Here is a 7,666-nt window from a genome sequence, read left to right on the forward strand (position 1 = left end):
GCGTTGTAGAGCTCACGGTGCGCGTCCAGACACTGCGCCAACGCGACGTGCTGGCGGGCAGTCGGACGCAGGCGAAACACATACGCGCGCCGCATCAAGCCACCGCGTCCCACTGGTGCTCGATGTAACGGCGCACCGTCGACTCCGACAGGCCCGATTCCCCCGACGGCTCAAGCCGCCGGTCCCCTCGGGCCGGCACCGATGGACCATCGGGGTGTGTGTGGATCGTCATTACCGGACCACCAGTTTCAAGCCAGCGAGGTTTGGTGTTGGGGTCTTGGTGGAGTGTCCGCGCTTGTAGGTGTTCTGGTTTAGCCAGACAAGCGCTTGCAGTCGAGTCATGGCGTAGAGGTCCGGCACGTCAACGCCATAGCGTCGCGCGGTGTAGGTCTGCCCCTCGTATTCCACGACTGGTTTGGGTCCTCGGCTGGTTGGCATGCTCCTATCCTTTCCACCTTCCATGTGCCCTGTCTCCTCGAGTTCGTAAGGCGTCGTTGCGCCTCGGTGACCGGGGGTGATCTTGTCGATGCGGATGCGCGACACCCTCCAGGCGTTCGCCCGGCCGTGTCGATGAACGAGGTTCTGCGTGGCCTTCACTTGGGACGTGGTCACCGGTCCCCTGGCGCGTCTGGATGGACCGGGCACGGTTCGCCGGGATGAACGTGCCAGTCGCCCGACAGGCTGCACGCCGTGGCCGGATCGTCAGCGCACGAAAAGACGCACTCGCACACGTTGATTGCGCCGACGTCGCTTGGGTTGGCGAGGCGGGGTGAGACCCGATGTCGAGCTGTTAATCGCATTCAGATCTCTCCTACTGCTGGGGGTTCAGGTTGTCGTGGCGGCGGTGGTCGGTGATCTTGTCGATGCGGACGCTCGATGTCCAATGGCGTTCGCCGAGTTCGACGCGGATGTGCACGGCGTTGTCGTCGACGCGCAGCACCGGGTACCACTGGCCGTCGGTCTGGATTGCGTCGCCGGCGGCGATGTCGCCGGCGCGCAGGGCTGCGTAGTCGATGCGCAGCTTGGCGCGGGTGATGACGGTCTGTAGCTGGCCTTGGTAGGTGTCGACGTCTTTGACGGTGGCGCTGGTGATCGTGACGCTATCGCCGCGGCGGACCTCGTACAGGCCCGCGGCGGCGCCGAAGGTCTTGAGGACCTGGCCGTTGTCGAGCTTGATGACGACCAGGCGCTTGAATTCCGTTCCGTAGCCGCCGTACTTGGTGACCTCGATCGAGGTGGCCACTTCGACGGTGCCGGCCAGGTTGGTCAGCTTGTCGCCGGGCTGACCAGCCGGGGTGTTGTTCAGCGCGTTGCGGCGGGCCTGTTCGGCGTGGGCCTCATCCCAGTCGGCGGCGAACTGTTCGGCTGCTGCGGCGGCGGCGCGGGCGTCGCGTTCGGCGGCGTCAGCTTCCCATTTGATGGCGGCCTTGACGGCGCGGCGCATGCGGGCGCGCACCGAGGACACCTTGACGATGCGGTGGCCGTGGCCCATGCAGTCGAAGCAGCCTTTGAAGGTCTCGCCTGGGCGGCCGTTGGGGTTTTGGATGACGAAGCCGGACGGGGCGTGGTAGAGGCCGTCGCCGCCGCACTTGCCGCAGGACTCTTTGACCAGATCGCTGCCCTTGGCGCCGGGGTACGGGTCGGTGTAGACGCGGGGGTCGCCGCTGGTGACCGGCGCGGCTGTGATGACCGTTCGTCCGCCGGCTTGCCGGTCAGCGGCCGCGGTCTGTGTCATCTGCTCTGTCCTTCCCGTCCTCATCCTTACACCAACCACACTACGTCGTAACTCTTGATGTTGTCAAGCCTTGTTACAGAAGCGACCTACACCCGGAGGCGAGTTCAGATGACTCCGAGCGCGCGATAGTGCGCGAGGTTGGCGCGCACTCCTTTGGCGAATGCGCGTCGGCCGGTGCGGTTGTCGGGCGCTGACCCGTGCAGGCGCAGCGCGTGGCGGACTTTGGCGTCATCGCTACCTGGGTGCAGCGCGACGTCGCTGCCCGCAGCCACACACCAGCCGCTGTCAAATCAGCGCTGCGCCTTGCTATGTGAGCCGATGTCCGCGGCCCTCACGGAAGGCTTCGAGATTCTGGGCATGGTGGTCACCACGGACATTTTCAGAGGTCGGGCCGCACAAGCGATATCGGCGGCCGGTTTGACGTGGCGGGTCAGTCCCAGTAGGGGCGACCCAGAACGTCTGGTTTGCGACCCTCAGCGCGGGCGACATATTCCTGCCGGTACTGACTGCTGGCGGGCACAGTGACGCCCTGGTCGTGGGCGTGGTCGAGACCGAGGAGCTGGGAAAGCTCGGCGGCGTCGGCGGCGCTCATCGCATGACCGATCAGCCGGCGCGGTGGGGCCGTGATGGTGATCCAGCCCCACGAAGTGCCCCGGCCGCCGCGCACGCTCCAACTCTTGTCGCTGCGCCGCTTGAGCGCGGCTCGGATCGCGGCGATGGCAGCGTCGCGCTCGATCGGCTCGATACGCTGCGCTGCAGTGTCTTTCGCAACTAGGCGCAGGTGGCGCTGTCGGGTCATGGGTATATCCCTCCCTCTCATTTCCGAGCCTGTGGCGGCGCATGCTTGCGGGCATTGGCTCGGCTGGTGACGCTGACGGTTTGACCGCAGTCGGGACACGTACCTCGCGGGCTGTACAGCCGCAGGTTGGCATCGGGGACGTACTTCCCCCAGCCCGAGCACACGTTGGGGTCAGTCGGCTTGGGCGCCTTGGTGGTCCATTCGACCGGCGCGGAGGGGAAGCAGTGGGTACACAACACCGATCCGTGGGCGGCGACGGCTTCGGCTTCACTCTCGCCGCTGAGTTCGGGCAGCCACGAGATCCATGTTGTGGTCCGCAGGGTGTGACAGCCGGTCGAGCTGTGAATGTGCCCGCCCGGGACCATGAAGAATCGCGACCACATGCCGCGTTCGCGCCACACATCGTCGAGCCTCAGGACTTCGGCATGCGCTTCGGCCTGGGCGCGCTTGGCGTTGGCGATGGCGTCCAGGGCGCGTTGGGCCGCTGTGGCAGCGGGTCCGGTACCGCCGGCGAGTTCGTCGAGCCGTTGACTCACCTCGGGCTCGCTCATTCCCCACGTGGCGTGGCGCCGGCCGCCGCGGTAACCGGTGCGATCTCCAGCGGCCCGGTGCGCGGAATTGCGGGCCGAGTCCAGGCGGTCAGAGGCGGCCCGAAGCGCTTTGGTGGCCTCGGCCAGGAGCGCGTCGTGGGACTTGGCCTGCTCTTTGCTGTACGGGGCGGTGGTGGTCATCGTGCTGCGTGGCCCTCCGATCGGCGTTCGCTCCTCTCCTCAAGGATCACATACAACTATTGATGGTGTCAAGCCTTATGTGTGTGCTGCGTGATTGTCACACCCCTGTGTACGAGTTGATGGTGTCAAGGGTTGTTGATATGATGGTTTCATCGGGCGGCATCACGCAGCCTCCCTCGAAAAAGCCGGGGGTGACACCAATCACCAACCACCACAGCGCAAGACAGGAGCGAGCAGCGCCGATGAGCATCGAAATTAGTCACACCGCCGAAGATGGCACGCTGGTCCACGGGACCAACAAAGGCGACGGAACGAACGTCATCCTGAAAGCGGCCGGGTTTCGCTGGTTCCGCACGCTGGGCCTGTGGGGTATTCCCGGCAGCCGCGACCGCCAGCCCAACATCTTCAAGATCGACCGCGCCGCAGCGGCGCTGCGCGCCGCCGGCCACGAGGTGACCGTCAACGTCGACTCGAACCACCGGCCGGCAGCGGAGGCCGAAGCCGATCGAGCGCAGCGCCAACAGGACCGCGCCGACGCGCTGGCCGCTAAGGCCGACCGCAGGTCCACCGCTGCCGAGGCCGCGTGGGACGCGGAGTCACGCGCCGTCGAGGCGCTGCCACCTGGCGGTGAGCCCATCAAGATCGGCCACCACAGCGAGCGCCGTCACCGCCGCGCGATCGAGCGCGCGCACGACGCCACCCGCCGCGCGATCGACGCCACGAACGCCGCCGAGGATGCCGCCGCGAAGGCCGACGCCGCGGCCAAGACCACTGCGCGCCGATACAGCCCGATTACGGTCAAGAACCGCATCGAGCGCCTGGAGGCCGAACAACGCAAGGATCAGCGCCAGCTCGACGGTCACCGCAGGGTAGTGGCTCGCACCGCCAATCACACCTACGTTGATGAATTCCCGCCCGCTACCGGCGAATACCGCGAACGGGTGATCGCTCGCATGGCGCAGCGGCAAGCCGATATCGACTACTGGAAGTCGGTGTACGCCACCCAGCAGGCCGCCGGCATCGCCACCACCTACAGCCGGGAGACGATCACCAAGGGCGACCTGATCAAGTACCGCGGCCAGTGGTACGAGGTGGTGCGCGCGAACGCCAAAACCGTGTCGGTCCGGCTGCACGAACGCGCCTCGTGGACCAACAGGATCGGCTACCACGAGATCTCCGGGCATCGCTCGGCCGACGAGCTGCCCGCCACGCCTCCTGAGGCGGTCTGAGGCCTCAACGCCGTGCCTGCCGACCCAAACCCTCGGCAGGTTATCTGTAACGGGAATCGCTGTGTGTAAGACAGTGACCGCTGTTGGTTTGAGGGTGCGGAATCAACGAGGAACACAGTGTTATCTGTAACGGTGCAACCGGCGTGGGGGCGCTGTGGCGGGCCGCTGTGCGAGTGGATGGTGTGGCTCGATCAGCTGTTGTTGGCGTTGCCAGTGCCGCGTAGGCGGTGGATCTCGCCGTGGGCGGCCCGCGAGCTGCTGGTTGAGTTCTTTGATTTCGGCTTTGAGAGCGGCGATGTCGTTGTCGTATTGGCGCTTCTGGGTCCTCAGTTGTTGACGCAGAGCTGCATCCACCGAGGATCCGCGGGTGGGCGCCTCGGATTCGCTGGCGGCGATCTTTGGTCGTGGTGTGGCGGAGGCGGCGCGGATTTGGTCGTAGAGGTCACGGTGGTTGTAGATCGTTTTGCGGGCGACCCCTGCGTGGCGGGCGACTGCATTGGGGTTGATGTCCATTCCGGCGACCTGCATTTCGCGCAGCGCCTTCTTGATCTTTCGTCGGGCGTCGTTGCGGCTTTTGGCGCTGGCTTTCCTGAGGCCGGCGGTGGAGCGGGCAGCAGTCATTGATCCGGGGTGCGGGGTCGCTGAGCTTTATCGAGGGCGGACTGGTGGGCGCCGCGGGTCTGGATTTGCAGCAGCGGCAGCCGTTTTCCTATCCCTGTGCCGGCGCCGGATACCGCCTCTTGGTCTGCGGTGGCCGACAGGCGTTCGATGATCGCTTCGAGCGAGCGCAGCTCGCGGCGGCGTTCGATCACCCAGATGTTGTCCTCGCCGAGTTCGCGTCCACTTCGTCGGCGATACTGGTCGCGGCGGGCGGCCAGCAGCGCTTCGGTGGCGGCGTGTTGCTGGCGTAGCTCATCGAGGTGGGTGGCGTCGGTGGCGAAGTGACCGCAGCCCAGACAGGCATTGCCCTTGTCGCACTGTTTGAGCGGCGGCAGCAGGCAGACCCCGTTGGGCAGGATCCGGTCGGTGCGGGCGCCGAGCTGCGTCATCTCATAAATGTCGCTGGGGCTGATGGAGATATCGGTGCCGTGGGCCCCGATTTTCTTGTGTTTGAGGAACTCTGACTCGGCGGTGGCCGCCAGGGTGGCCGCGTAGCGGGCGGTCATCTCGGGGCTCTTGTGTCCGAGGTAGCGCTGCACGACGTGGAACGGAACGCCATCGTTGAGCAGTTCGGTGGCCCGGGTGTGGCGCAACCGGTGGGTTTGGGTGAAGCGCAGTGGTCGGCCGGCGCTGTCGGTGAGATCGTGGCAGTCGTCGAGCTTGGCCAGCGATGTGCGGTAGGTGTTGTAGGAGCGGGGTTGCTGGCCGCGGTGCTGATTCTTCACGCCGAGGAACAGGTATCGGGGCGCCAGGTCGGGGTATGTCGCCTTCAGCCAGCTCTGCTGCTCGGTGATGATGTCAACGATGGCCTGCTCGACGAGGATGGTGGGAATGACGTCGTCGACTTTGGTCTGCTGGTAGCGCAGCCGGGCCACGAACGTGTCGGGATCGGCGTCGGTGGGGCGTTCCTGGCCCGGGATGGCCTGCAGCGGATCATGGTCGAGCATCAAGATCTCCGAGGCTCGGCGTCCGGTCAGGGCCTGCAGCAGCCAGATCCGGGCGGCCTGGGGGTCACCGAGGCCGGCGGCGACGGTGATCGTGCCGTCGGCTTTGGTCAGCACCACCTTGTGCCCGGCGGGGGCGGCCAGGACGTCGAGGTAGGTGAGCATGCGCTGTAGGTCTGCGGTGGCATACCAGGTGAGTTCGCGTTCGCGGCGGCGCTGTTTGGGCGCGTGTAGCGGTGACCACAGCACGGTGTGGGTCAGCGTGATGTCGCGCCAGCGCGGGTTGGCCGTCGCGGTCGCCGCGTCGGCGGCGTTGTCGTGCATGAACGTGTAGAACGCCTGGGTTTGGGCTTGCAGGGTGGCCACGGTGTCGGCGGTAAGGCGGTCGGACTGGGTGGCTGCGGCCGGGGAGCGCAGATACTCGAGATAGTCGAGGAACACGGTGCGCAGCTGGTCGGGATCGGTGCTGATCAGCGGATCACTGTGGTGGCCGTAGTCGTGGGCGAACCGGCCCAGCTGCGAGCCCAGGTTGCGGGCCCGGTCGGCGGCCGAGGACCAGACCAGCAGGTCGTAGGTCAACGCGCTGCGCAGCCAGAACCGCAGCCCTTCGCGCAGCCAGGCCGGTTCGATATCGCGCAGCCGCACGGCGGTGTCGTGGCGGGGTTCGTGGTCGCGGCGTGGGATCCGAGGGTCGGTGCGCAGATCCCAGATGTCGTGTTCCCACCACGGGGTGTCGGTGCAGCGCACCGATACCCACAGGTGCAGGTGTTCGATGAGGTGGCGGATGTTGCGCCGCGATCCCGCCGAGGGGAGTCGCATGTTGCGGCGCTGAAAGGTCAGGACCGCTTGGCGGAGCACGGCATTGGGGTCCAGGTCGGCGATGCTGGCGGGGGTCTTTCCGGTGCGGGTGCGGTGTTCGGCGATCGCGGCCGGCAGGGTGCGGGTCAGCCAGGCCAGCAGGGATGGTTCGATCTTGCGTAGCTGCTGGTCCCAGCAGGTCCAGACCCACCAGGCGATCTCGTCGCCGAATCGGGCGGGGGCGTCGGGGGTGAAATCGTGTGTGGCTCCGGCGCGGTGTGCTTGCAGGTAGAACTGGTTGCGCAGAAACACCTGATCACACGGGGCGCTGTAGATCGCATAGATCGGCCGGCGCCACGCTTCAGGGACTTGGGCCCACTGGGTCGCCCATGATCCCGCAGCGGGTGCGGGGGCCAGGGTGGGTGCGGGCGGGTCAGTCGGTGTGGTCATGGTGCAGCCCTTTCCAGCCAGCGACGTAGCTGCGCCATTGCGCCAGGGTGCGCATCTCGGCGTCCTCGGTGACCCATCCGTAGGTCGAGAGCGTGGTCTGGATATCGGCGTGGCCCAGGCGGCGCATGACCACGTGCGGCGGGGTTCCGGAGAGCAGCAGTGCGGTGGCGTGGGTATGCCTTGTCTCCGCAGTGACCGTGTGCGGTTGGGTTCGTGTTGCCATTGAACTCGGCCGATCCTGCTGCAGGGTTTGCAATGCGGCTCGCCGAGCGTGTAGCGATAAGGACGGTTCGCATGTGACAGATGTCACTGTGGTGAGT

At 66.4% G+C, this 7,666-nt stretch carries 9 protein-coding genes and 1 pseudogene; 1 reads left to right on the plus strand and 9 read right to left on the minus strand.

Annotated elements, in window-relative coordinates; translation table 11 throughout:
- The 6 genes from RMCN_RS20565 to RMCN_RS20590 all read right to left on the minus strand — a co-directional run.
- Positions 1-95: helix-turn-helix domain-containing protein (locus RMCN_RS20565; protein WP_234787734.1), on the minus strand; the 95-nt coding region annotated here is incomplete at its 3' end.
- Between the two features lie 136 nt (positions 96-231).
- A complete protein-coding gene (locus RMCN_RS20570; protein ID WP_131808584.1) occupies positions 232-612 on the minus strand; it encodes a hypothetical protein in 381 nt (126 codons plus the stop codon).
- Positions 613-811: 199 nt separating this feature from the next.
- Positions 812-1,735: a hypothetical protein gene (locus RMCN_RS20575; RefSeq protein WP_067393151.1), complete on the minus strand. Its 924-nt coding sequence runs from the start codon at positions 1,733-1,735 to the stop codon at positions 812-814.
- Positions 1,736-1,839: 104 nt separating this feature from the next.
- Positions 1,840-2,007 carry a hypothetical protein gene (locus RMCN_RS20580; RefSeq protein WP_234787732.1) on the minus strand — a complete coding sequence of 56 codons (168 nt, stop codon included), beginning with the start codon at positions 2,005-2,007 and terminating at the stop codon, positions 1,840-1,842.
- Positions 2,008-2,165: 158 nt separating this feature from the next.
- Positions 2,166-2,534 carry a hypothetical protein gene (locus RMCN_RS20585; protein WP_067393154.1) on the minus strand — a complete coding sequence of 123 codons (369 nt, stop codon included), beginning with the start codon at positions 2,532-2,534 and terminating at the stop codon, positions 2,166-2,168.
- A gap of 17 nt (positions 2,535-2,551) precedes the next feature.
- Positions 2,552-3,265: a hypothetical protein gene (locus tag RMCN_RS20590; protein WP_067393157.1), complete on the minus strand. Its 714-nt coding sequence runs from the start codon at positions 3,263-3,265 to the stop codon at positions 2,552-2,554.
- Between the two features lie 242 nt (positions 3,266-3,507).
- On the opposite strand from RMCN_RS20590, the gene RMCN_RS20595 reads away from it, so the two are divergent.
- The gene (locus RMCN_RS20595; protein ID WP_067393160.1) at positions 3,508-4,494 is read left to right on the plus strand and encodes a DUF3560 domain-containing protein; all 987 of its coding nucleotides are present in this window, start codon (positions 3,508-3,510) and stop codon (positions 4,492-4,494) included.
- Positions 4,495-4,614: 120 nt separating this feature from the next.
- On the opposite strand, the gene RMCN_RS20600 is transcribed toward RMCN_RS20595, so the two are convergent.
- The 3 genes and pseudogenes from RMCN_RS20600 to RMCN_RS31880 form a co-directional block, all read right to left on the minus strand.
- The gene (locus tag RMCN_RS20600) at positions 4,615-5,115 is read right to left on the minus strand and encodes a transposase (protein ID WP_234787733.1); all 501 of its coding nucleotides are present in this window, start codon (positions 5,113-5,115) and stop codon (positions 4,615-4,617) included.
- Positions 5,112-7,346: a tyrosine-type recombinase/integrase gene (locus RMCN_RS20605; protein WP_062656019.1), complete on the minus strand. Its 2,235-nt coding sequence runs from the start codon at positions 7,344-7,346 to the stop codon at positions 5,112-5,114. Before RMCN_RS20605 ends, RMCN_RS20600 begins: the two co-directional genes overlap by 4 nt.
- Positions 7,330-7,581, minus strand: a pseudogene (locus tag RMCN_RS31880) (tyrosine-type recombinase/integrase); the annotation flags it as partial. The pseudogene RMCN_RS31880 and the gene RMCN_RS20605, both read right to left, overlap by 17 nt.
- Positions 7,582-7,666 lie beyond the last annotated feature (85 nt).

Source organism: Mycolicibacterium novocastrense (assembly GCF_001570485.1).
In the GTDB taxonomy this organism is placed as follows: Bacteria; Actinomycetota; Actinomycetes; order Mycobacteriales; family Mycobacteriaceae; genus Mycobacterium; species Mycobacterium novocastrense.

Coding starts and splice junctions, on each gene's coding strand:
- RMCN_RS20575 (WP_067393151.1), bottom strand. CDS start 1,735: ATGACACAGACCGCGGCCGCTGACCGGCAAGCCGGCGGACGAACGGTC.
- RMCN_RS20585 (WP_067393154.1), bottom strand. CDS start 2,534: ATGACCCGACAGCGCCACCTGCGCCTAGTTGCGAAAGACACTGCAGCG.
- RMCN_RS20590 (WP_067393157.1), bottom strand. CDS start 3,265: ATGACCACCACCGCCCCGTACAGCAAAGAGCAGGCCAAGTCCCACGAC.
- RMCN_RS20595 (WP_067393160.1), top strand. CDS start 3,508: ATGAGCATCGAAATTAGTCACACCGCCGAAGATGGCACGCTGGTCCAC.
- RMCN_RS20600 (WP_234787733.1), bottom strand. CDS start 5,115: ATGACTGCTGCCCGCTCCACCGCCGGCCTCAGGAAAGCCAGCGCCAAA.
- RMCN_RS20605 (WP_062656019.1), bottom strand. CDS start 7,346: ATGACCACACCGACTGACCCGCCCGCACCCACCCTGGCCCCCGCACCC.